A 20,714-nucleotide genomic window follows, 5' to 3' on the forward strand; every position below is an offset into this window, starting at 1 on the left:
GAACCGGCCCGTCGCTGAGAGACTCGTGGCATGCGGACCGAACTGACCGACACCACGTCCAGCAAGATCAACCGGGCGCTGCTCGCCGCCCGCCGCGCGATAGGAAGCCCCACCACGGGGCTGGTGCTCACCCTCCTCGTCGTCACCGACGAGGAAAACGCCTACGACGCCCTGCGCGCGGCCTCCGAGGCCTCGCGCGAGCACCCCTGCCGCATCATCACCGTGATCAAGCGGACCTCGCGCGGCCCGCACAAGCTCCGCGCCGACCGGATGGACGCCGAGCTGCGGCTCGGCTCGGACGCCGGAACCGGGGAGACGCTCGTGCTGCGCCTGCACGGGGAGCTGACCGAGCAGGCCGGCTCGGTCGTCCTGCCGCTGCTGGTGCCGGACGCGCCCGTCGTCGCGTGGTGGCCGGCCGACGCCCCCGCCGATGTCGCCGGGGACTCCCTGGGCTCGCTCGCGCAGCGCCGGATCACGGACGCGGCCGCGGCCTTCGACCCGGTCGGCGTACTGGACGACCGGGCCGCCGCGTACCGGCCCGGGGACACCGATCTGGCCTGGACCCGGCTGACGCCGTGGCGGGCCCTGCTCGCGGCCGCCCTGGACCAGAAGCCGCTGCCGGTGACCGGCGCGGCGGTGGAGAGCGAGCCGGACAACGCGAGCGCCGAGCTGCTGGCGCGCTGGCTGGAGGACCGGCTCGGCGTGCCCGTCGACCGGGTGGCGAGCGGGGGCCCGGTGATCACCCGGGTCGTCCTGCGCACGACGGGCGGCGACATCCGGGTGGACCGGCCCGCGGGGGCGCTGGCCACCCTGGCCCTGCCGGGGAGCCCGGACCGCAGCGTGGCCCTGAAGATCCGCAGCGGCGCCGAGCTGATCGCGGAGGAGCTGCGCCGCCTCGACGCGGACGTGACCTACGGCGCTGCGCTGCGGCGGCGGCCGCTCCAGGCGGCGCTCTCCGCGTAGTGGTTGTCGTACGTGGCGGAGCTGTCCTTGATGTCCTGCACGGTGGCCTCGCCCGCGTTGACCCGGCCGAGGAGGCGGTAGTAGTCGAAGCGGCCCATACCGGGGGTGAAGCCGACGAAGACCCCGGCGGTGTGGCCGGCGGCGGGGGCGAAGGCGTGCTTGACGCCGGGCGGGACCGCGAGGAAGTCGCCCGCTTCGAGGGTGTGGATCTCGTCCCCGACCAGGACGTCCAGGCGGCCGGCGGTGACGTGGAAGAACTCGGTGGCCTTGGTGTGGAAGTGCACCGGGGCGCCGGCCGCGCCCTCCTCGAAGGTGGCCGTGTTGCAGGTGAGTTCGGCGGTGTCCGTGAGCAGCGTGATGAGGCTGCCGGGGGCGTCCTGGATGACTTCGGCGGTGGCGGCGCGGGTGGCGATCTCGTTCATGTCCCCCAATCTAGGGTGTGAATAGACCGGTCCCAGGGGTCAATCCAGCACCTTCCAAGCCGGTCAATTACTGCTACCGCCGGGCCGACTGCCGGGCCGGCTGCCGGGCAGACGGCTGGTCAGCCCGACGCTTTCGCGGCTTTGGCCGCGGCCTTCATCTCCTGCTTGTGCGCCCGGACCTTGGCCAGTGACTCGGGGCCCGTGATGTCGGCCGCCGAACGGTAGACGTTCGCCGGTCCATAGCCTCCCGCCGCCTCCCGCCAGCCCTTCGGCCGCACGCCGAGCCGCTTCCCCAGCAGCGCGAGGAAGATCTGGGCCTTCTGCTCGCCGAAGCCGGGCAGCGCCTTCAGGCGCGCCAGCAGTTCCGCCCCGGTGCCGACGCCGTCCCAGACGGCCTCGGCGTCCCCGCCGTAGTGCTCCACCAGGTACGCGCACAGCTGCTGGATCCGCTTCGCCATCGACCCGGGGTAGCGGTGGACGGCGGGCTTCTCCGAGAGCAGCGCGGCGAAGGCCTCCGGGTCGTACGCGGCGATGGCGTGCGCGTCCAGGTCGTCGGAGCCGAGCCGCTGGGCGATCGTCCACGGCCCCGAGAAGGCCCACTCCATCGGCACCTGCTGGTCGAGCAGCATCCCGACGAGGGCGGCGAGCGGGCTCCGGGAGAGCAGCGCGTCGGCCTCCGGCTGCTGCGCCAGCCGGATGGTGATGTCCTTGTCCATGGCTCCAGCCTCCCGCGCGGGCGCGCTCCCCGCGCGGTCGGCACACCGCGCGCCTAGCGTGGGAACGACGACAGCTACGAGTCCGAGTCCGAGGAGTCGATCGACCATGGGTGAGTTCACCGAAGGCGCACCGTGCTGGGTGGACGCGATGTTCGCCGACGTGGAGGCCGCCAAGACCTTCTACGGAGACGTGCTGGGCTGGACCTTCGGCGAGGCCAGCAGCGAGTACGGCAACTACACGCAGGCCTACTCCGGCGGGAAGGCCGTCGCGGCCGTGGTGCCGCCGATGCCCGGGGCGGACGCCCCGTCGCAGTGGTGTCTGTACCTCCACTCGCCCGACGTGTCGGCCACGGCCGAGAAGGTCACCTCGAACGGCGGAGAGGTGCTGATGGGGCCCATGCAGGTGGGCAGCTTCGGCTCGATGCTGATCGCGAAGGAGCCGAGCGGCGCGGTCTTCGGCGTCTGGCAGCCCGGTGACCACAAGGGCTTCGAGAAGATGGGCGAGGCCGGCGCGTACGCCTGGGCGGAGGTCTTCACCCGCGAGCCCGACAAGGCCGACGCCTTCCTGCCGAAGGTCTTCCCGTACAGCACCCAGAAGATGGAGGGGGGTCACGACCCGGAGACGGCCGACATGGACTTCAAGGTCTTCAGCGTCGGCGGCCCCGAGAACCCGGTGCTGGGCCGGATGAAGATGGGCGACGAGTTCCCGCCGCAGATCCCCTCGTACATCCAGGTCTACTTCGGCGTCCCGAACTGCGACGAGGCGGTCGAGAAGACGAAGAAGCACGGCGGGAAGCTGCACTTCGGCCCGATGGACAGCCCCTTCGGCCGCTTCGCGGCGGTGACGGACCAGCAGGGCGCGGCCTTCGCGGTGATCGACATGTCGACGACGGTCGGCGAAATGCCGAAGTTCGGCTGAACCGCACGAGGTCCGGGCATCACGGTACGGAGGCGGGGCGCGGCGTGCCGTGGAAGACCTGGCGGGTGTGCCAGGACCGGTGGGCCGCCGCTATCGGGCTCGTCCCCGGCTGGGGGCCGATCAGCGGGCGGCCCGCCAGCGCTGTCACGTGCTCGCGGGCTGTCGGGCTATGCCCGACGAAGCGCTGTGAGACCAGGATGCGGTGGCCCTCGCCCACACCGAGGACGCCCCTGTCGAACAGCTTGTGATGCAGTGCGCACAGGCACAGGCCGTTGTCCACGTCGTCCGGGCCGTCGAACGCCCACCAGCGCACGTGCGCGGCCTCCAGCCCGACGGGCACCGTGCCGATCCTGCCGTCGTAGCCGCAGAAGGCGCACCGGTACTCGTAGGCGGTCAGAACCAGCTCCCGCATCCGCCGGTCCCGCTGCCGCCGCCCGGCCGTCAGCGGTTCGGAGCCCGCCGGCTCCGGCTCCAGCTCCAGGCCCACGGCCTCGCACAGCTCGCCGTGGAGCGACGGCGGGAAGTGCCGATCGAGCAGCATCCGGGCCATTCGCCCGAGCAGCGACGGCTCACGGCGCAGAGCTGCCCGCAGTTCCGGTGCCAGCCGACCCGCCGCGCCCGTCGCGCGGAGTTCCAGCACACCGCTGCCGGGGCTGCCGGGTCCGCGATCGGTACGCACTTCCCACACCCCGTCGCTGACCAGGTGGTGGAAGGGGTAGGCGGGTGTCGTCCTGTTGGCCGGCCCGTACTCGCTCAGCAGCCGCTTCAGATCTTCCTCCACCGCGCTGTACCGCAATGCGCCGTCGGCATCCCCCTGGAACCGGCCGAGGGCGTACAGGAGCAGCAGTGGCTTGTGCGGAGCCCGCACCCCGTTCCCGGTCCATTGCCTCAGCTTCGCGGCGCGCTCGAGCCAGTCCATGATCGGCGATCGTAGCGGTGGCCCGCCGTGCCGGTTCCTCCGTAAAACGTCCGGCCGCATGAGACGAGAGCTGCGGCACGCAGAAGGCCCCGGCCGGTTTCCCGGTCGGGGCCTTCAAGTGCCCGGTGAGGCACTGGCGGAGGATACGAGGTTCGAACTCGTGAGGGGTTCCACCAGCACGCTTTCCAAAGGTTCGGATGGCTGTACGGCCGGGGTTGAAACCGTCCTGACCTGGGTCGGGACCTGGCCCAGAGGGTTCGCCGGATGGCCCTGGACCGGTATGAACGAGACCGGAATTGAGACCGGCCCCGGGTCCCTGACCAGCTCAGGGACCCCCGTACGGTGGCTACCGTGGCGGACGACGACGTCAGCCTAGAAGCCGACGTGCCTCAGCGCGGTGCAGCGGCCTCGATCATGCTGTCAGTGCGGTGTGGCTGCAGCGCTGACGTTGGGCGCCTGACCGGCCTGGGCATGACGCGGTGGATTCGGGAGAGCGTGAAGACGCGTTTGGCTTCACGTAGGTGGCACCAGGCTTCCAGGTAGGGCGGGTCGAGTTCCAGGCTGCGCAGGGCGCGTACGGTGAGAATGCACGAGGGTGCGACGTACTCGACAGTGATGGCGGTGCTGGCGTCGATGGCTTGGGCGAGCTGACGGACATGGCTGTGCGACATATGCCTCGCGCCATCGATTTTCTATCCTTCCCCAACATGGGAGGCTCCGTTCTCCACATCGTCGGGATGCACGATGGAATCCTGAATCCCCAAGATGCGCATAAGTGACTTGACCGACACGACTCGGCTATTGCCAATCCAGAGCACCCTGAAGGAGAGGGAGCCCTTCGCGGCCATCTTTGATGCTTGCGATTCTGAAAGACCAACAATATTGGCCGCCTCGCTGAAACTGATGTGTTGCGGCAAGAGATCGGAAAATCGATAGTAAAGATTCTTCCCGTCCACCCAGGATCGCCCCATCTGTGCGGGGGTAATGGCGGGAGCATCTGCCTCATCGCGACAACCGCTGCGGAGTTTGGCATGGAGAATCTTGACGTGGCTCATGGCGCCCATTCGTTGCAGTAGGGCTCCCGTGCGCTCGCCGCGAATTCTCTCATCGGCGTCCGGGTCCTGCACTGTGCGGGCGTCAATGATTGACGATGCGCGCAGTGTGGAATCCTCCTCGCGCACAGCATCGGCAATCAGATACTCCGCACTTGCCGCACAGGTTTCCGAGCTTCCAGCCTCCACCAGACCGCGGGCGCCGGTGAACGCACGAGTCTTCATGGTATCCAGGAGTTTCTTAGATGGCATGTCACCTGCCGCCGAAAACCATGCCTCCAGGGCTCCTTCTATCATCGCAGACCTGATGTCAGAAACCTCGTAATGCCATTTTCGCGCAAACTCCTTCGACCATCCTCCGAAATAGGGAGTCAGTAGATCCAGTAGGATCATTAGCCATTTCTCTCCTTCGCGTTTGCTGCTTTCCTTCGCCAAAGTGCCCACAGATTCCCAGAGGCGTAGGCTTGCTACGGACTTCGTTCGACCAAGTCGAATTTGCTCGCGCAACACTTGATATGTGGGGTGGCTCCTCAATGCGCACGCTTGAACATCGCCGACATGTGCACAGACGGGTTCCCCCTCGCAATCACGCTGAACTCGTTCATTGATGAGAGTGAAGACATCGCGCATGTTTTTCCTCTCGCGCCGCTAGATCAGGCTCAAGAGAAATCGTGAGGGGTGGCAGGTTGCGCTTCGGGGGATTTTCCTGGAATCTAGCCTCATCGAGTGAACAATGTTTGGCGGCGCGGCAATATAAGAGGTATGGGTGGTGGCACTCGACAGGTGTCGCTCTGCCTGCGACAGAGTGAGGTCCTTGGTCGGAGTGACCATGTCGACCTCGGGCTAAAGGACCTGGCGGTACAACGAAACCGGAGGCGGCCCCGCTATGCGCACGGCTGCTTCAACCGCTGCGGGCGCTCAGTCACGGATGGGTCGTTTTCGCGCCTCTCCCGGGCCGCCCGGCCTAGGGGGTCTTGAGGCATGTGCCCGTGGACCACAGCGCACTTCCCCGAACCTACCGCTTCTGCCGCGCAGACCCGAGGGGCCTCATCCTCTTCGGACGGTCCGGGAGAACCGGGAGTGTCTGCCCGAGCAAGCTCGGGCACTTCCATGCCGAGCTGGCCGACACCGACATCGATGCCTTGCCTAACATGCTTCACTACTGGGCGGCGCTTGGCAGCGACGGATTCCTTGAGCGGCTACGGGGGCGGCCCCGTTCGAGGGTCGGAGTTCGGGCAGCGGTCCTACGACGGTGCGGCGGACGGCGAGTGTTCTATTGCTCGGGTCGGAGAGCGGGAGGCACTCGCCTGCCTCGCTCTTCACCCAGGGCTCTAGAGTGCCGGGACCAGCATGGATCCACCCGATGCGCTGATCCCCGCCACTGCGCTGGCGACCGACTGGACGCCGGTGAGCCGCAACATCAAGCATCTGGCGAGGTCAGGCGCACTCCTGCTGAATCCTTGGGAGCACGAGGGGTAGGCCATCGAGGCCGGAATGTTGTGAGTCACCCGGCTATGTCGAAATAATTGAGACTGGAACTGAGACCACGAAACGCAGAAGGCCCCGGCCGGTTTCCCGGTCGGGGCCTTCAAGTGCCCGGTGAGGCACTGGCAGAGGATACGAGATTCGAACTCGGGAGGGGTTGCCTCCAACACGCTTTTCAAATGTTCGTCTGGCTGTTCAGAGATGGTCGCGAACGCCCCGACCTGTGGCGATGCGGTTCGCTCGGTTGCTTGTGGACCGTGCCGAACCAGGATGAACGCAACCGAAACCGCTACCGGGCGAGTGGTGTTCCCGCCACGCGCCCCCGGCAGTGCGACGAGGCTGCCTCAAGCCCGTCATCCCGTTGCTTGCCGGAATCGCAGGGTTGCGCGAGCCGAACGCAGGCTGTCCGTGACCAGTTCCGAGCGCCCTACCAGAGCCCGACCAAACTCCGGGACCTACCAAGGGGCCGACGGTGAAGACGCCGCACCTTGACACTCCATGTACCTCGGCTGCCAGGAGCCCAGGGCCGCCGACGGCTTTGTATCACCAGCACAGGCAGGGCTACTGACGTCATGCGGGTCGCCGCGGCATCGAGGGACGTGTACTCGCGCTTGCTGCCCAAGCTGGTGGGCTCGGCGCCTTGTCCCTCAAGACTAGTTGTGCTTGTTCCGGCGGGAGCCGTGACCCGCCCCTTCACTCGATCGGCCTTGTGCCGTCATTCCCAAGCCACTTGTCACTGATGTTGATGGCCGGCTGAATGACTTCGGGATAACGGTCCGGAGGGTATTCCTGCTGAACCTCCGTGCCGGTTCTCCGATCCTTGATGATCTTTACGCCAGCCACCTTCATTTTTTTCAAGGTGCCAATAGAGTCACCCGATACGAGTGCGTTGAACGCTTTGATAGCCTGAGCTGACTGCTGAACACTGTCCCTACTCACGACACCGCGGTTCACATTGATCATCGTATTCGTGTACAGGGATCGAGGGTCTCGCCCGACAAATTCCCGGCTGGTCTCGCCGATGCCGTCAAAGAATAGGTCGGCAATACTCTCGGGCCACACTTCTGTAATGATCGTGCGTGCGACGATCAATCCTGTTGCGCTGGAGTGGCATTGCTTTCCCTTGCTGACCAGGCGGACGATGCGCTCCTCGTCGACTGGCCACCTTGGGACCAAATCCTGTACTTGTTCGGCAGTCAGCCGTCCGCTGGTCCACCTCATCCAGTGCAGCCCCGCAGCGCGGTTTGCGAGGATCTTAAGAGCGGCTGCATAGACGTTGGAGTTACTCTGCCTCATCTCAGTGATCTGTGCGACGAAGTCGCCGGCTGCACGGACGCGACCACCGTCAATTGCAGCAAAGGTGTCCGGGCTGAGGTTGTACGTGACCTGTGCGGTCACTGTAAGGCCGGTCTCGATGATGGCGGCGGCTCGGTGCTGCCCGTCGATGAGACAGCCATGCCAGTCCAGGGCGAAGCCTTGGTGGGTAGTGCGAAACTGTCGATTTCGCAGAATGCTCTTAAACTTGTCTACATTGGACCGCTTCAAGGGGACGCGGTTACATGTCCTTTTTTCCATCCAGATCGAACACTTGTCCGGCGTCACTTCAGTGAGCTCGGTGTATGTTCGGGGATTCTCACTGTCTTCTTCGATCACGTGCTGCCCTCTCCTCGCTTTGTGTCGATGCCTTGAGGTCGAGGGTGGCGCGGCTGCGCGTCTCGGTCACTCGCTAGAGATGCTATGGGATGGTTCTTCGAGTTGCGTCTGATTGTTGTATTGCGGGCATGAGTGACCAGTTAATTGTCAATTTAGATCGATGTTGACATTCTTTGACTATTATTGCTCCATAGTTTGAGTTCTAGGAGGGGGGTGTTTGTCTCCCAACTCTCGTCTGCATGAAGCTGGCTCGCCTGCCCCGTTCCCTCTGCCTGTGAGTGCGTGTCCGTGTTTGCAGCTGATGACCTGCGCCAGCAGCGCCTGACGACGACTAGAGACGCGGAACCCACCGACCTAACGGGTGCTGAACTCTCCACTCAAGCCGAGGTGCCGGGCGTTTGAGGTGCATATCCAGGCATGCCGCGACCTGGGCGTCAGCACTTGCCTCACATCGTCATGGCTCACCCCGAGCCCATGCTCAACATCTTTCTGGTTGGCTTGGCGGCCGAGCGGCTGTGCGAGGGGCCCGCCTTTCCTCCGTTCAGCAGCGAGCTGTACCAAGCCTTCGCCGACCGCGGTCTTCAGGCTGGCAGATGTGTCTCATCCGCTCCAGCACGGCCTGTTCTGGGTCACCGGCGTGACGCTGCTCGATCCGCGTTCGCGGTGTACGACATCGGTCCGGGCGCGCAGGGACGCGAAGACGGTGGGCAGGTAGCGGGGGAGGTACTCGGCCTCGTTGTAGGCGGGGGTGACCACCGACAGGGCGGGATCGGTCACAGCACGGTCCTTCCTGGTTGGGGAGTCAGGGCTTGGTGAAGGCGGGCCGCCCAGGCGTCGCGGTTGCGGCCTTCCCGGTGGGCGGCGTAGGTCCCAGCCGCATGCGGCCCGGCAAGCCACGTAGGCGTCCAGGAGGCGCGTGTCGATGGGGCGTCCGTAAGCGGCGGCCATGAACACGAGGTCGGACGGCTCCAGGGCGTCGCACGTCACGAGGGTCTGTGCGAGGTTGTACCCGGGGACCTCCACGGTCGCGGCCTTCGAAGTCCACGAGGCACTCAGGAAGGTGAGGCTGGCCGCGCTCGGCCGCGGTGAGGATCGGTCGCCTCCGCGGATCACGTTGTCCAGGTGGAGGTCGCCGTGGTACCACACCAGCCGTTCCAGGCAGGCCCCGGCTGCAATGAACCTCCAGCGCGGGCGCGAGCCGGACGAGGACCTGTTTGGGGCAGTGGGCGGCCAGGGCGCTGACCTGCTAGCCGATGCCCGGCGCCAGGGGGACCCCGGCCGGGGCCTTGATGTCGTGGAAGCGGCCATCAGCAGAGCGAGCCGCAGAAGAGCTGCCGGACGTGCCATCTGCCCGGCCCGGATGGCGTCGTCCAGGCTGCTCGTTCCGGCGTCGGCGGTGACCAGAGCGGAGAGCGTCAGGCCAGGAACCGCCCGTGCCCGATCACGGCTGGCACCCGTACCCGCCCGGCGTCTGCGACGGCGGCCAGGAGGCGGGCCTCATCGGCCGCGCCGTGTGAGATGCCGGCCGCGAGCAGCTTGACTGGCCCGTTGCGGACCCGGACCGTCTCGGCCGGAGGCGACCCGGCCAGCTCCGCGCAGGCCCGCTCCACCGCCAGGACCGTGCCGCCCGTCTCCTGCCCCGGCCAGGTGCCGCAGCGTGCGGCGCATCTGCCGCCGATAGGCACGCACGTCCTCCGTGCCGGGGCACGAGCGCCTCCACGGCTTGTGGCCCCGACGAAGTGCACCACGTGCCCGTCCCGACGGGTGACCGGGTGCCGGAGGAACCGGCGAACCCAGTCCCCCGGCTCGAGAAACCGGTCCACCTCGAACCGGTTGAACACCGGCCCGACCGGGTGCGCGGTCCTCGAGGACAGCAGCCACAGGTTCGGGGCGCACTGGTCGTTGAGCTTGATGTACTGCCGCCCGCCGACCAGCGCTCGCTGGACCGCGGTCCGCATGGGAGCGAGCTTCGGCGTGGGGGCCAACACCATCCAGGCGTTGAAGTAGGGCCGCCCCACCAGCTGCGGCCACCGCTCGGCGAGGCCGGGCAGGGCCGGGCACTGGCTGACGGCCGGGTTGAACTCGTCCTGCACAGCGCCGATCCGATCCTCCGGCAGCCCGTTCAGAGACGCTGAGACGTCGCCGCGCACGTAGATCAGGAAGGGGCGGTCGAGGAATTCGGGGGTGAACCCGAACCTCAGGTAGGTGGCGATGGAGATGGAGGCGGTGTCCGCCATGACGCTCTCGGGCGGCGGGGCCTGCCAGCACAGGTCGAAAGAGCCGAACCCGCAGTGGCAGGGAAGGACTCCATCACGGCGGCCTGCCCCCGGGACAGGCCGTCGGTCAGCCCGCACCGGGCTATCGCGGCGGTCGGCCACCGGCAGATGGTCGGCGACCGACCTGAGCGTGACCAGGGCGGGTATCAGGTAGCGGGCATCGACGCACATGCCGATCGCGTACACGGAGGTGCCTCTAGGGGAGGGTTCGACGGGGCCCGGCGCCGGGCGGGCAGATGAAGTGCTCCCGGTACCGGCGCCCCCATGCAGGCCGATACCGGAAGCGGCTCAGGCGGACCGCAGGAGGTCGGTGTTGCGTGCGAGGTGTGCCACCGACTTGGCCAGCAGGCGCAGCGCTATGGCGGGGTCGCTCCCGCAGCCGCCGGCGACCTTGCGAGCGAACCGCACGGTGCTGGCTGCGATGTCCTTCTCACGGCTCTCTGGCAGCAGAAATCCGCGTACCGCTCGGCGGGCACCGCCAAGGTCCGGAGTGCCCGCGGAGCTGCTCCCGCAGCTATACGGCGACCGGCCCGGACGGGAGGTGGTCGGCGAGGCTGAGGGCGGCCTCGACGTCCCCGGTGACGGAGGCAGTCGCGGAAGTGGGCGACGCCACCGGGCTGGTGATCGCCGGACCGATGTCGGGAAAGCCGAGCTGGCGTTGCGCTGTCACGAGCGGGCCTCCTGAGCGCCAGGCTGTGGAGCAAGGGGCGAGGCTGCGACCCCGTGCGGTTACCGGCCTGCCGGGGCGAAGCCGCAGTGTTCTCCGTCCAACCCGCCTGAACGAGTCCCCAAGCGCTGTCTAACGCGGCCCTTCCGTGCCCAACCGATGTCTATTCGCGGCCCGCGCGAGATTTCTCGACAACACCTCCGCGCACAGGCGGGGTTGGTGCATAGCGTGGTCGCCGGAGGCAGAGGCCGGCGCGAGGGAGCCGCTGTGGAACGCACAGGACCGACCCTCTTTCAGACCCTGATCAACCAGCGGGGCTGGCAGGACTACCAGGTCTTGAAGAGGCGGTACGAGCAGGCGGCCAAGCAGTTAGCCGAGCTGGAGGGCCCGCCCTCGATCTCGAACGTGACGATCGAGAAGCGTCAGTTCTTCTACGCGCACGGCGAGGTCCGCACCCCGCAGACCGTCGCTCGCCGGATCCTGGAGTTCATGTTCCCCGGGATCCCAGCGGCACGGCTTCTCGGACCCGTGCCGTCCGGGCACGAGTCCGTGCCGTGCCACCCGCGGCGCAGCAACACCTTGCAGTGGAACTGTTCGAATACGGCCTTGGGGACGTGGCGACGGCGGCGCCCAACGAGTCGGCGCAGTTTGCCGCCAGGGCAGAGAGCAGCAACGTGGGACCGCACACGCTGGAGCAGCGGGAAGCTGCCATCCGCCGGATGTCGATTCGTACCCCAACCGCCCCTCAGGTCCGTTGTTTCGAAGGTACGCGCCCTGCGCGACCACGCCTTCGAACTCCTCGAAGGGCGCCAGCCACCGCAGTACACCGCGACCTGTACGTCGGTGCCGGCGCGCTGGGCGGCGTACTGCGAACGCCAGCTTCGACCTCGGCCGCTATGACGCCGCCGAGATCCAGGCCCGCACCGCCTTCCTCTTCGGCGAGCTGGCCGGCCACAACGGCCTCCGCTTCGCGAGGCACAGGTGCGAGGCACGGACAAGGCGGCCGGGGAGGCGGCCTTCGCTGACGCGTGTGCTCAGGCCGTGGACCGAGCCCGAAACCCGGGAAGATACGGCGACACCGACGAGGGGTAGCTGCTTCCTATGGAGGGGGCCCCGGCCTGTCTGGTCGGGGCCCAATGCGTTCTCGTCCGATCACGCGCCGGACTGCGCCGGAAAACGGCGCCGAAGTCCGCCGGGTGTGCTTTACTGAGAGTGCAGCGGACGAAGGGGGTGAGGCTGCGTGACGGAGTCTCAACTGCCGGACTGGACCGACCAGAAGATGGCGACCAAGGTGCGCACCGCCTTGTGGCTCGCTACCGAGGTGGGGGAGGGGAACGTCTATACCAAGGAGCAACTGCGGGCGGCATTCCCCGACGTCTCGCAGATCGACCGCCGGGTTCGAGAGCTGCGGGATTATGGCTGGGTTATCGCGACCAACCGTGATGATCCGCGCCTCACCTCTCACGAGGCCCGTTTCGTCCAGGCTGGAGATCCCGTATGGGAACCGGGCGCGCGTGCTCGCACCTTGCGTGAACGCCGCGCGTTGGCTCCTCGCCATTCGGCATCGGTCGAACGGGTCCAGGAGTACCGGCTCGCGGACGCAATCAGGGTCCATCGCCCTCAGGACCCGGAGGCGGTCTGGGAGCGCCTTAAGGATCTCTCCCAGGAGGAGAGGTCGCTCATCCTGGCCTGGATCGCCATGGGTCGCCGACCCAGCTCCCCCGCCGAACTCGCATGGCGTGCCTTCAGAGGCCTGTCCGAGCAACAGCGTCGTGAAATGGCGGCGAGGCTCGGTGAGCTCGTGAGCTCCGAGCTGTACGAGGAGTTGCCAGTTACCGAGGACGGTGGCGACGACAGCTAGTCCACATGCTTCCGCCGGATCCCGTGTCACCTTCCACAGATCTCCGGGGTCCGGCGGATGGTCCAACCCATCTGATGAGGAGAAGAACCATGTTCAGTATGCGTGTCCCCCTGCTCGGAAGCGAGCGGCCGCCCAGGTTCGAGATGTTCGTGGCCGCGGTCGCCGTCGGCTACGCGGCGGGCTACACCGCAGGCATCGGCAACGAGGCGCAGCAGGTGCTCGGCTTCGTGACGGTCACGGCCATCGGGTGGCTCTGGGACCGGTGGCGTCGCTGATCGCCTTCGGTAGCTGATGACCTTTGCCAGCCGGTCCCCGATGACCTTCGGAGACCGGCTGGGTGGTTCATGTATCGGCTGGCTCAGGGGCGTCATCCCACCAGTTCGGCTCTTCTTCCACCTGCTGTTGGGCCGGAATCTCGACGGGGTGCGTGCAGCGCCACACAGCCCCTCTTCCGGTTTCGGGGTGAACGGTGTCCTTGAGGCCTTGGTGATCGCAGTGGGTGCAGGCGTCAATGACCTCGCGGTTGTAGACCCACTGAATATCTGCATGCAGCCGTCGGAGGCTGCCGAGCGCGAGGGGTGCTGTGTGCCAGCGAGGCGCCTCGTACTCCGGGATGGAATGGTGGAGCTCGATCGCCTTGTCGATCTTCCCGTTGAGGCTCGTCACAGAGGCTGAAGCGGCCTCCGGTGGCCCCATCCGGGCGTTGCGCTCCTTCCAGGCTGCGGCCGAGTCAGCTGCCCGCCACGCAAAACAGATCATCTGCCCCGGGGTGTAGCCGTGGCTGAACCCCTTGCGGATGACGTCGGTGAGTTCTTCGCGCCGGGCCTCGGGCACTTCGGGGTAGCTGTACTTCTTCGTGAGCAGCCCATTCAGGTACGTAGCGACGTTGGTGACTTCGATCTGCTCCACGAGCGCGGCGACCGCCTTACGTGCCTCCAATCCTCGGGGCCCAGGCTCGGTCTGCAAGCTGTACGTGATCTCCCGGACGCGCTCCTGTGCGATCGGGACACCGCCGATAAGACGCCAAGCCACCTCCTTGGCGACGAACGTGATGTCATCGCCGTCCTTGGAGAGGCTGAAAGCCTGTGCGGGGGTTTCTTGGGAGATGGCGAGCAGGTTTGCGTAGTAGAGCACGAGGAGGAGCTCCCGGTCCTGCGCGGTGTCACCCGTCCAGCCCGTGGAACCGATACTCGTGATGCTGGGCAGTGACTTGCCGGGGTTGTGTGCCGCGTAGCTGACCAGCGCCACGTAGAGGGCCAAGGCTGGGGCGTTGTCCTCTGGGAGGCGGCTGATGGTCTCGGACTTTCCCTCCTCGTCCTCGATGGCATCGGCAATCAGGCGCTTGAGTCCTTCGGCCTTCTGCTTCTCGCGTTCCTGCTCGGCCCGCTTCTCTTCAGCGAGGCGTTGCTGCCGCTCCGTCTCCTGGCGTTTCTGAACCGCCGAGCAGTCCCAGCAGAGGTGGGTAGGGGCCTCGTCGTCGAGGTACTTGCCGCCGACCTTGTTGGCCCAGGATCTGTTGGTGACGCTGATCGGTTCGGAGCAGTTCGCGCACGGGCAGCCGAGCAGGACGGCGTGAGAGTACGTCGTCGCCACCACGCCGATGTTGCTGGAGACTCCGATACTGCTGACGGTCCGAGCCCAGCTGCCGTCGTTCTTGATCTCCCAGTAGAGGAGGCTGACCTTCTGTGCATCGTCCGGCGCGCCGTGCTTGATCACGACGCGGATGCGGGGGGCTTCCTCCGGGTACTCCACGATGATCGGCTGCGGGGTAGTCGGCTGCGGCTGGGCTTGGCCCTTCCTCTTCGCCTGTTCCCGCTTGCGCCGGCGTTCGCGCTTACCCACGCGTTGCTCCGTAGTTCATGGTTCGGATGGTGACGCACTTGACGGTGTGCGCGGGAGGTTTCTCGCCAAGAGCCCCGGAACGGGACGGCTTCTGGCCAGAGCATGTACTTGGTCGGTGCGCCGCCTGCTCAGCGCGCGGGCGGCGTATAACCGATCATTTCCGTTTTGAACGCGACCACCCGGGAGAAGGCCGAGGCCCTGATGGTCGCCCACCTGCGGCGGAGCTCGAGTCGGGCGAGAAGGGGTCCCGAAGGGCACCCTCTGCGCCGCAGCGCAGGGGCGGGCCGGCGGCGGAGACAAGGTCGGCTGAAAGCGACCTTGTCGAAGTGATGCTGCACCGCGCTCTGTTGCGTGTCAGCGGACGTTCCTATCGTGGATGGATGGCCAATGGCGTGTGGCATACCGGATACGACATTGAGATCAACCTGACGCGGCCAGACCTGGGGGTCCGTGGCTACCCCGGTCTGCTCGAAGAGATCATGACCAGCGTCTCGGAGCGGAACCCGCAGATGTTGGAGTGCCTCGCGCACCACCGAGGCAAGCCGTGCGCGTCCGAGGCGGGTGGGAAGTCCCCGTGGATGTTCATCCGGCGGGCTCGCGTCGGTGGCCGCTCGCCGCTGGTGGCTGCTCACCTGCCGATCACGCACAAGCCGACGCCGGCCGAGAGCGATCAGCACAAGGCCACCAAGGAGCGGATCGTCGAGACAGCCGAGGCGTACGGGCTGACCGCCGATGCTGAGGTGGGCATGCTCAACCGGCGCGGCGTCACCGACGCCATGGTCACCGGGCCCTCCGGCATCCAGATCGGCTGGGAGATCCAGTACTCCCCGCTCAGCCCCAGCAGCGTCCACCGGCGGTCGGTCAACGCCATGGAGCACGACATCACACCGCTGTGGGTCGCCAAGGACGACACGGCGGCCCTGATCGACCGAGCACCCTGGGCCAGGGTCGACGACATGTCCTGGCGGGAGATCGTCGACGGCAGCGAGATGGTCATCCGCGGCGGGTACCGGCACCTACAGGTCTGGCGCTGCCTGACGAGCAGCGCGCTCCACTGCCCCGACAGCGGCGGCGCGGGCCATTGCGGCGCGATCCACGCCGAGTGGTTTCTCCCGGCGCTGTGCGACCCGCCCAAGCCTCCCGTCCGGATCGAGGACCTGATCCTGACCAGCGCCACCGGCGACAGTGTGCCGGTCTTCGTGCCGAGCCGTGGCGGCGGTCGGGCCGGCCGGCACATGTGGGTTCCCCGTACCGAGTGTCGAACCTGGCGGGAGCTGACCGGTCAGTGGGATCCCCTGCCCAAGGTGCAGGAGCCAGAGGCTGACGACGAGATCACCTTCTCCGAGCAGGAGATCGACCGCTCCTGCCGAGCGGGCGAGGAGGGCTGGTTTCGGAGCGACGCCAGGCCGGTCAGGGACCTTGGGCAGCCCACGGGCGGCTTCACCCTCGCCCGCATGCCGGCCCAGCGGAAGCGACGTGCGACGTGGATCACGCAGGTGGAGCGGGCCGCGGCGGCAGCCACCCTGGGATGTCCTCCGTGGGAGGTCGGTCCGTGCATCGGCTGCGGGCAGCTGATGCGCCGGTACGGGCGCAACGCGGCGATGGCCTGTGACGCTTGCCGGGCTGCGGCCATCCCGAGCCAGCGAGGGGCGTAGATCGGGAACTGAACCAACACTGCAACCACAGAACGACGAAGGTCCCGGCCGCAGGGCGGTCGGGACCTTCGTTTCGGCTGGTCAGCCGTGGCGGAGGATACGAGATTCGAACTCGTGAGGGGTTGCCCCCAACACGCTTTCCAAGCGTGCGCCCTAGGCCACTAGGCGAATCCTCCGCCGCAAACAATACAAGACGTTGAGGGGTGCTCGCGAACGTGATCGTTCCCGGAGGGCGGGCGGGGGGCCGGGCTCGATTCCGGGGGCGTCCATCCGCTAGGGTGGGCTCAGCCCCTCACGTGGCGCTATCTCACCCAACTCCCCCAGGGCCGGAAGGCAGCAAGGGTAAGTGGGCTCTGGCGGGTGCGTGGGGGGCGCTTTGCGTTCCGGGGGGCCTTGTGGGCCGCCGTTGTCGGTGGGCCCGGATAACCTCGTAGACGTGTCGTCCCTTGCGCTGTACCGCCGCTATCGCCCCGAGACGTTCGCCGAGGTCATCGGACAGGAGCATGTCACTGTCCCGCTGATGCAGGCGCTGCGGAACAACCGGGTCAACCACGCGTACCTGTTCAGCGGGCCGCGGGGCTGTGGAAAGACGACCAGCGCGCGCATCCTCGCCCGCTGCCTGAACTGTGAGCAGGGTCCCACTCCGACCCCGTGCGGGGGGTGCCAGTCCTGCCGTGACCTGGCCAGGAACGGCCCGGGGTCCATCGACGTCATCGAGATCGACGCCGCCTCGCACGGTGGTGTGGACGATGCCCGTGACCTGCGCGAAAAGGCCTTCTTCGGGCCCGCGTCCAGCCGGTACAAGATCTACATCATCGACGAGGCCCACATGGTCACCTCGGCGGGCTTCAACGCCCTGCTGAAGGTCGTCGAGGAGCCGCCGGAGCACCTCAAGTTCATCTTCGCGACCACCGAGCCCGAGAAGGTCATCGGGACGATCCGGTCCCGGACGCACCACTACCCCTTCCGGCTGGTTCCGCCCGGGACGCTGCGCGACTACCTGGGCGAGGTCTGCGGCCGCGAGGGCGCCAAGGTCGAGGACGGCGTGCTGCCGCTCGTCGTGCGCGCCGGCGCGGGATCCGTGCGTGACTCGATGTCCGTCATGGACCAGCTGCTGGCGGGCGCCGCCGACGCCGGTGTGACGTATGCCATGGCGACCTCGCTGCTCGGGTACACCGAGGGTTCCCTGCTCGACTCCGTCATCGACGCCTTCGCCGCCGGGGACGGGGCCGCCGCCTTCGAGGTCGTCGACCGGGTGGTGGAGGGCGGGAACGATCCCCGGCGCTTCGTCGCCGACCTGCTCGAGCGGCTGCGCGACCTGGTCATCCTGGCCGCCGTGCCCGACGCCGGGGAGAAGGGGCTGATCGACGCCCCCGCCGACGTCGTGGAGCGGATGCAGGCCCAGGCGTCCGTGTTCGGGGCCGCCGAGCTGTCCCGCGCCGCCGACCTCGTCAACACCGGCCTCACCGAGATGCGGGGCGCGACCTCGCCGCGGCTCCAGCTCGAGCTGATCTGCGCCCGCGTGCTGCTGCCCGCCGCCTTCGACGACGAGCGGTCCTTCCAGGCCCGGCTCGACCGGCTCGAGCGCAGCGGGGCCGCCGCCTTCGCCGCCGGGCACGCCGCGGTCGCGGTGCCGCCCGCCATGGGCTACGTACCCGGGCCCGAGGCGCACCCCATGGCCCCCGCCGGTCCGGGCGGGGGCGCCGCCGCCGCGCGCGCCGCCGCACAGGCGCCCGCCGCGGGCCCCGCCCCGGTGCCTTCCCCCGCCCCGGTGCCTTCCCCCGCGCCAGCCGCCCCCGAGCCGGTACGGGCTCCCGCGCAGCCGGAGGCGCCGGTTCAGGCCGTGCCGCCCACCGCCGTGCCGCCCACCGCCCCCGCCGCCCCCGCGGCTCCCGCGCCCGGGGCGTGGCCCGGAGCCGCGCAGCCCGGCAGCGGCGCCCCCGGCGCCCGGCCCGCGGCCGCGGCCGCGGCCGCCGCCCCCGGTGCCTGGCCCAGCGCGGCCGCTCCCGGCCAGGGGGTTCCGGCTCCCGCTCCCGCGGCCCCCGCCCCGGCCGCCGCCCAGCCCCAGGTCCCCGCCGCGCCCGCGGCCTCCGCGCCGTCCCCCGGCATGGCCGCCGGCGCCGGGCAGGTCCAGGCGATGTGGCCCGGCGTCCTGGAGGCCGTCAAGAACCGCCGCCGCTTCACCTGGATCCTGCTCAGCCAGAACGCCCAGGTCACCGGCTTCGACGGGACCACCCTCCAGCTCGGCTTCCCCAACGCCGGAGCCCGCGACAACTTCGCGAGCAGCGGCAGCGAGGACGTGCTCAAGGCCGTCCTGGCCGAGCAGTTCCAGGTCCACTGGAAGATCGAGGCCGTGGTGGGCGGCGGATCACCGGCCCCGGTGCAGTCCTCGTCCTCGTACGGCGCCCCGGCAGCCCACGCTCCCGCCCCGGCCTACAGCCCGCCGCCCCCGCCGCAGGCTCAGGCTCCGTCCGCAGGCGCCCCGCAGTACCAGCAGTCACAGCAGCACTCACAGCAGCCGCAGCACTCGGCTCCGGCCGCGCAGCCCCCCGTACAGCAGCAGGCGCCCCCGCCCGTCGCCCCCGAGGACGACGTCCCGGAGGAGGACGATCCCGACCTCGTCGAGAGCGCGCTGACCGGACACGACCTGATCGTGCGCGAGCTCGGAGCCACCGTTGTGGAGGAATACACGAATGAGTAGCACCGCCTGATTGGGGTGGCCGCACGAAGCCGGCTGCGCCGTCCGGGCTAGGCTGAGCAGCGTGAAGGTCCTCGTCATCGGCGGCGGCGCCCGCGAACATGCCCTGTGCCGCTCTCTGTCCCTCGACCCCGACGTCTCCGCGCTGTACTGCGCTCCCGGCAACGCCGGCATCGCCGAGGTGGCCGAGCTCCGCCCGGTCGACGCCCTCGACGGCGACGCCGTCACCGCTCTCGCCACCGAACTCGGCGCCGATCTGGTCGTCGTCGGCCCGGAGGCCCCGCTGGTCGCCGGAGTCGCCGACGCCGTGCGCGCCGCCGGCATCCCCGTCTTCGGCCCGTCCGGCGAGGCGGCGCAGCTGGAGGGCTCCAAGGCCTTCGCCAAGGACGTGATGGCCGCGGCCGGGGTTCCGACCGCGCGCAGCTACGTGTGCACCACGCCGGAGGAGGTGGACGAGGCCCTCGACGCCTTCGGCGCCCCGTACGTCGTCAAGGACGACGGCCTCGCGGCCGGCAAGGGCGTGGTGGTCACCGAGGACCTGGCGGTGGCCCGCGCCCACGCGCTCGGCTGCGACCGCGTGGTCATCGAGGAGTACCTCGACGGCCCCGAGGTCTCCCTCTTCGCCATCACCGACGGCGTCACCGTCGTCCCGCTCCAGCCCGCCCAGGACTTCAAGCGGGCGCTGGACGGCGACGAAGGCCCCAACACCGGCGGCATGGGCGCGTACTCCCCGCTGCCCTGGGCCGACCCGAAGCTGGTCGACGAGGTCATGGAGCTGGTCCTCCAGCCGACCGTCGACGAACTCCGCCACCGCGGAACCCCCTTCTCCGGACTGCTGTACGCCGGCCTGGCGATCACGAGCCGCGGTACCCGGGTCATCGAGTTCAACGCCCGCTTCGGCGACCCGGAGACCCAGGTGGTCCTGGCCCGGCTGCGCACCCCCCTCGCGGGCGTGCTGCTGAACGCCGCCAACGGCACCCTGGACGCCCAGCCCCCGCTCCGCTGGAGCGAGGACGCGGCCGTCACGGTGGTCATCGCCTCGCACAACTACCCGGAGACCCCGCGCACGGGCGACGTCATCGAGGGCCTGGGCGACGTGGCCGCCGAGGACGGCCCCGACGCGTACGTGCTGCACGCCGGGACCCGGCGCGAGGGCGACGCGGTGGTCAGCGCGGGCGGCCGCGTGCTGTCGGTGACGGCGACCGGTTCTGATCTGGCGCAGGCCCGGGAGAAGGCGTATAAGGCGGTCGCGCGCATCCGGCTCGACGGCTCGCAGCACCGTACGGATATTGCGGCCAAGGCGGCCGAACGCCCCTGAGCTGCGGCAGACCCACCCCCCGCGGGCCCGGTGCGCACGAGGTGCGCCCGGGCCCGCGGGCGCGTCCGTCCCCGGGGGCGGACGACTGCATCCGGCCGCGTTCGAACGCACCCACCTTTGCCCAAAGCCATTCCATCGGGTGATCGTCCCCCCGTCTGCCTGACGGCCGGGCGTGCCCCAACTAGGGTGCGGCGCAAGCATTCCGGCACTCATTCCGGCACTTGGCCCACCGGCATTGCGATGTCAGTGGCGGGTGTCACAGTGGGGG

Annotated in this window: 17 protein-coding genes, 1 tRNA gene and 1 other RNA gene; 8 read left to right on the forward strand and 11 right to left on the reverse strand. The window is 68.5% G+C overall.

Translation table 11 applies throughout. The annotated features are described in order from the left end of the window. The first annotated feature begins 30 nt into the window (after positions 1–30). Entirely contained in the window at positions 31–963 is a 933-nt protein-coding gene (opcA, locus tag ACZ6I1_RS24075; RefSeq protein WP_469290357.1) for a glucose-6-phosphate dehydrogenase assembly protein OpcA, read from the forward strand. Here opcA and ACZ6I1_RS24080 read toward each other — a convergent pair. Together ACZ6I1_RS24080 and ACZ6I1_RS24085 are read right to left on the reverse strand one after the other, a co-directional pair. Beyond that, complete coding sequence (locus ACZ6I1_RS24080; RefSeq protein WP_469290359.1) at positions 912–1,385, reverse strand: cupin domain-containing protein; 474 nt, start codon at positions 1,383–1,385, stop codon at positions 912–914. The two genes, opcA and ACZ6I1_RS24080, sit on opposite strands and share 52 nt — an antisense overlap. A gap of 119 nt (positions 1,386–1,504) precedes the next feature. Beyond that, positions 1,505–2,101, reverse strand: coding sequence for an HhH-GPD-type base excision DNA repair protein (locus ACZ6I1_RS24085; RefSeq protein ID WP_469290362.1), 597 nt, complete (start codon positions 2,099–2,101; stop codon positions 1,505–1,507). A 106-nt stretch (positions 2,102–2,207) separates the two neighbouring features. On the opposite strand from ACZ6I1_RS24085, the gene ACZ6I1_RS24090 reads away from it, so the two are divergent. Continuing rightward, positions 2,208–3,020, forward strand: coding sequence for a VOC family protein (locus tag ACZ6I1_RS24090; RefSeq protein ID WP_469290363.1), 813 nt, complete (start codon positions 2,208–2,210; stop codon positions 3,018–3,020). 19 nt (positions 3,021–3,039) lie between these two features. Here the strand turns inward: ACZ6I1_RS24090 and ACZ6I1_RS24095 are convergent, their stop codons facing one another. The 7 genes from ACZ6I1_RS24095 to ACZ6I1_RS24125 all read right to left on the reverse strand — a co-directional run bounded on the left by ACZ6I1_RS24095 (position 3,040) and on the right by ACZ6I1_RS24125 (position 11,075). Further along, complete coding sequence (locus ACZ6I1_RS24095) at positions 3,040–3,939, reverse strand: phosphorothioated DNA-binding restriction endonuclease (RefSeq protein ID WP_469290365.1); 900 nt, start codon at positions 3,937–3,939, stop codon at positions 3,040–3,042. A 389-nt stretch (positions 3,940–4,328) separates the two neighbouring features. Further along, positions 4,329–4,610 (reverse strand): WYL domain-containing protein, encoded by a 282-nt coding sequence (locus ACZ6I1_RS24100; protein WP_469290367.1) that lies wholly within the window; start codon positions 4,608–4,610, stop codon positions 4,329–4,331. Positions 4,611–4,631: 21 nt separating this feature from the next. Beyond that, entirely contained in the window at positions 4,632–5,621 is a 990-nt protein-coding gene (locus ACZ6I1_RS24105) for a hypothetical protein (RefSeq protein ID WP_469290369.1), read from the reverse strand. 1,548 nt (positions 5,622–7,169) lie between these two features. Then, positions 7,170–8,129 (reverse strand): hypothetical protein, encoded by a 960-nt coding sequence (locus ACZ6I1_RS24110; RefSeq protein ID WP_469290371.1) that lies wholly within the window; start codon positions 8,127–8,129, stop codon positions 7,170–7,172. Positions 8,130–8,729: 600 nt separating this feature from the next. After that, positions 8,730–8,906 (reverse strand): hypothetical protein, encoded by a 177-nt coding sequence (locus ACZ6I1_RS24115; protein WP_469290373.1) that lies wholly within the window; start codon positions 8,904–8,906, stop codon positions 8,730–8,732. Between the two features lie 638 nt (positions 8,907–9,544). Further along, a complete protein-coding gene (locus ACZ6I1_RS24120; RefSeq protein ID WP_469290376.1) occupies positions 9,545–10,366 on the reverse strand; it encodes a glycosyltransferase family protein in 822 nt (273 codons plus the stop codon). Positions 10,367–10,919: 553 nt separating this feature from the next. Next, entirely contained in the window at positions 10,920–11,075 is a 156-nt protein-coding gene (locus ACZ6I1_RS24125) for a hypothetical protein (RefSeq protein WP_469290378.1), read from the reverse strand. A 1,237-nt stretch (positions 11,076–12,312) separates the two neighbouring features. On the opposite strand from ACZ6I1_RS24125, the gene ACZ6I1_RS24130 reads away from it, so the two are divergent. Both ACZ6I1_RS24130 and ACZ6I1_RS24135 read left to right on the forward strand, forming a co-directional pair. Further along, on the forward strand, positions 12,313–12,933 hold the full coding sequence (locus ACZ6I1_RS24130; protein ID WP_469290380.1) for a hypothetical protein: 621 nt from the start codon (positions 12,313–12,315) through the stop codon (positions 12,931–12,933). A gap of 89 nt (positions 12,934–13,022) precedes the next feature. Continuing rightward, on the forward strand, positions 13,023–13,208 hold the full coding sequence (locus tag ACZ6I1_RS24135; RefSeq protein ID WP_469290382.1) for a hypothetical protein: 186 nt from the start codon (positions 13,023–13,025) through the stop codon (positions 13,206–13,208). Between the two features lie 67 nt (positions 13,209–13,275). Here the strand turns inward: ACZ6I1_RS24135 and ACZ6I1_RS24140 are convergent, their stop codons facing one another. Then, a complete protein-coding gene (locus tag ACZ6I1_RS24140; RefSeq protein WP_469290384.1) occupies positions 13,276–14,775 on the reverse strand; it encodes a hypothetical protein in 1,500 nt (499 codons plus the stop codon). 329 nt (positions 14,776–15,104) lie between these two features. On the opposite strand from ACZ6I1_RS24140, the gene ACZ6I1_RS24145 reads away from it, so the two are divergent. Then, positions 15,105–16,430 carry a competence protein CoiA family protein gene (locus ACZ6I1_RS24145; RefSeq protein ID WP_469290466.1) on the forward strand — a complete coding sequence of 442 codons (1,326 nt, stop codon included), beginning with the start codon at positions 15,105–15,107 and terminating at the stop codon, positions 16,428–16,430. 88 nt (positions 16,431–16,518) lie between these two features. On the opposite strand, the gene ACZ6I1_RS24150 is transcribed toward ACZ6I1_RS24145, so the two are convergent. Next, positions 16,519–16,606 (reverse strand) — tRNA-Ser (locus ACZ6I1_RS24150). 107 nt (positions 16,607–16,713) lie between these two features. On the opposite strand from ACZ6I1_RS24150, the gene ffs reads away from it, so the two are divergent. The 3 genes from ffs to purD all read left to right on the forward strand — a co-directional run bounded on the left by ffs (position 16,714) and on the right by purD (position 20,446). Further along, positions 16,714–16,812: signal recognition particle sRNA small type (gene ffs, locus ACZ6I1_RS24155), an RNA gene on the forward strand. 54 nt (positions 16,813–16,866) lie between these two features. Then, complete coding sequence (locus ACZ6I1_RS24160; protein ID WP_469290386.1) at positions 16,867–19,131, forward strand: DNA polymerase III subunit gamma and tau; 2,265 nt, start codon at positions 16,867–16,869, stop codon at positions 19,129–19,131. Positions 19,132–19,192: 61 nt separating this feature from the next. Continuing rightward, complete coding sequence (gene purD / locus ACZ6I1_RS24165) at positions 19,193–20,446, forward strand: phosphoribosylamine--glycine ligase (RefSeq protein WP_469290387.1); 1,254 nt, start codon at positions 19,193–19,195, stop codon at positions 20,444–20,446. The last annotated feature ends 268 nt before the right edge of the window (positions 20,447–20,714 follow it).

The sequence above is a fragment of the Streptomyces sp. NPDC046303 genome, assembly GCF_055588085.1.